Genomic DNA, 2,077 nt, shown 5'->3' with positions numbered 1-2,077 from the left:
CCGTACCTTGTCGGCCCAGGCGGGCATCGTTATTTCCGCATCCCATAACCCCTATACGGATAACGGTATCAAGTTTTTCGGCGCAGATGGCCGCAAGCTCAATGACGAGATCGAACTGGAAATTGAGCGTCTGCTGGACGAAGAAATTTCCGTGGTGTCCACGGACCAGATCGGCAAGGTGCGCCGCATTGATGACGCCCGTGGCCGCTACATCGAGTTTTGCAAAAGCACTGTGCCGGGGCTGGATCTCAGCGGCATGAAAATTGTGGTTGATACGGCCAATGGTGCGGCCTACCACATCGCGCCGGATGTGTTTGAAGAGCTGGGCGCAACGGTGGTGCCAATGGCTAACCAGCCCGACGGTTTCAATATCAATCGCGATTGCGGCTCCACACACCCTGAGGCTCTGCAGCGCAGAGTGCTGGAAGAAAAGGCGGATCTGGGGGTGGCGCTGGATGGTGACGCAGACCGGCTGCTGATGGTGGATCATGCGGGCAATCTGGTGGATGGTGACCAGCTGCTGTTCGTGGTGGCTCGAGACCGCAAGGACAATGGTGCAAAAATGGCAGGCGTGGTTGGCACTCTCATGTCCAATTTCGGGCTGGAGCTGGCACTGAAGGCTGAAGGTATTGAATTTGTGCGTGCCAAGGTCGGTGATCGTTACGTCATGGAGCAGCTGGATAAGCGTGGCTGGAGTATTGGTGGCGAATCTTCCGGGCACCTGGTGTGCCTGGATTGCACTTCCACCGGTGATGGCACCGTGTCGGCCCTGCAGGTGCTGGCAGCCTTGTCCCGCCGGAGTGAAAGTTTGGCGGATGCCGTGGCTGATGTTGTCATGTTGCCCCAGCAGATGATCAATGTGCGTGGCCCCAACCGCGATGGTTTTATGGAGCATTCGGACGTGCAGGCGGCGATGGCCAGCGTCGAGGAGCGGTTGGCAGGCAATGGCCGTGTGCTTTTGCGGCCTTCCGGCACGGAGCCATTGGTGCGGGTGATGATAGAAGGTAAAGATGGCGATCAGGTGGCGACGCTCTGTCGTGAACTGGCCGATGTGGTTGAAAAAGCCATTGCCTGACCGCAAGAGCGGTCGGGCTGGTTGGCACAAGAAAAGACTCCAAGGAATCCAACAATGAAAAGAACCCCTCTGGTTGCTGGCAACTGGAAAATGAATGGCGGGCAATCTCTGGTGGCGTCCATGGCGGCGGCCCTGGCGGATTATCAGGGTGCGGCGGATGTGGTCGTATGTCCGCCGTTTCCCTATCTGGTCTCTGCCCGCGAGCAGTTGCCGGAGGCCATTGGCCTGGGGGCGCAGAATGTCAGTGATCAGGCAGACGGCGCCTTCACCGGTGAAGTATCGGCCTCAATGCTGGCGGAAACGGGTTGCGGTTATGTGATTATTGGTCATTCCGAGCGCCGTGCCTTGTACGCGGAAAGCGATGCGCAGATTGCTGACAAGTTCGCCCAGGTGCAGGCGGCAGGCCTGATTCCCGTCTTGTGTGTGGGAGAAACCCTGGCGGAGCGAGAGGCAGACAATACAGAGGCGGTGGTCTGTGGGCAGCTGCAGGCGGTGATCGATGCGGTGGGCATTGCGGCGTTTGCGAAGGCCGTTGTTGCCTATGAGCCGGTCTGGGCCATTGGTACCGGCAAGACGGCAAGCCCGGAACAGGCTCAGGCCGTGCATGCCTGTTTGCGCCAGTCTTTGGCAGAAAATGACCCGGATATCGCTCAATCGCTGCGGTTGCTTTACGGCGGCAGCGTAAAGGCGGATAATGCCGCCCTTCTATTTGCCCAGTCAGACATCGATGGGGGTCTGATCGGTGGGGCATCGTTAACAGCCGACAGCTTTGTTGCGATCTGTCAGGCGGCGGAATAATTAGAGACGTTATGGATATTGTTGTTCATGTAGTGCACGTGCTGGCAGCCCTTGGGCTGATTGGTCTGGTGCTTATTCAGCACGGTAAAGGCGCGGATGCCGGTGCTTCCTTTGGCGGCGGTGGCTCGCAGACGGTATTCGGGAGCGCCGGTTCGGCAAACTTCCTGACCCGTGCCACGGCGGTGCTGGCGGCGGTTTTCTTTG

3 protein-coding genes are annotated in these 2,077 nt (G+C 58.7%); all 3 read left to right on the top strand.

The annotated features are described in order from the left end of the window. The coding region (gene glmM / locus A3754_RS15315; RefSeq protein WP_063520397.1) for a phosphoglucosamine mutase at window positions 1–1,075 on the top strand (1,075 nt) is incomplete at its 5' end. Between the two features lie 54 nt (window positions 1,076–1,129). After that, window positions 1,130–1,873 carry a triose-phosphate isomerase gene (tpiA, locus tag A3754_RS15310; RefSeq protein WP_063520396.1) on the top strand — a complete coding sequence of 248 codons (744 nt, stop codon included), beginning with the start codon at window positions 1,130–1,132 and terminating at the stop codon, window positions 1,871–1,873. A gap of 11 nt (window positions 1,874–1,884) precedes the next feature. Continuing rightward, window positions 1,885–2,077 (top strand): preprotein translocase subunit SecG (secG, locus tag A3754_RS15305; RefSeq protein ID WP_063520395.1); only part of this gene is annotated, 193 nt, incomplete at its 3' end.

The sequence above is a fragment of the Alcanivorax sp. HI0083 genome (assembly GCF_001635175.1).
Note: the sequence above shows the minus strand (reverse complement) of the source record. Positions and strands in the feature narration are given on the sequence as shown.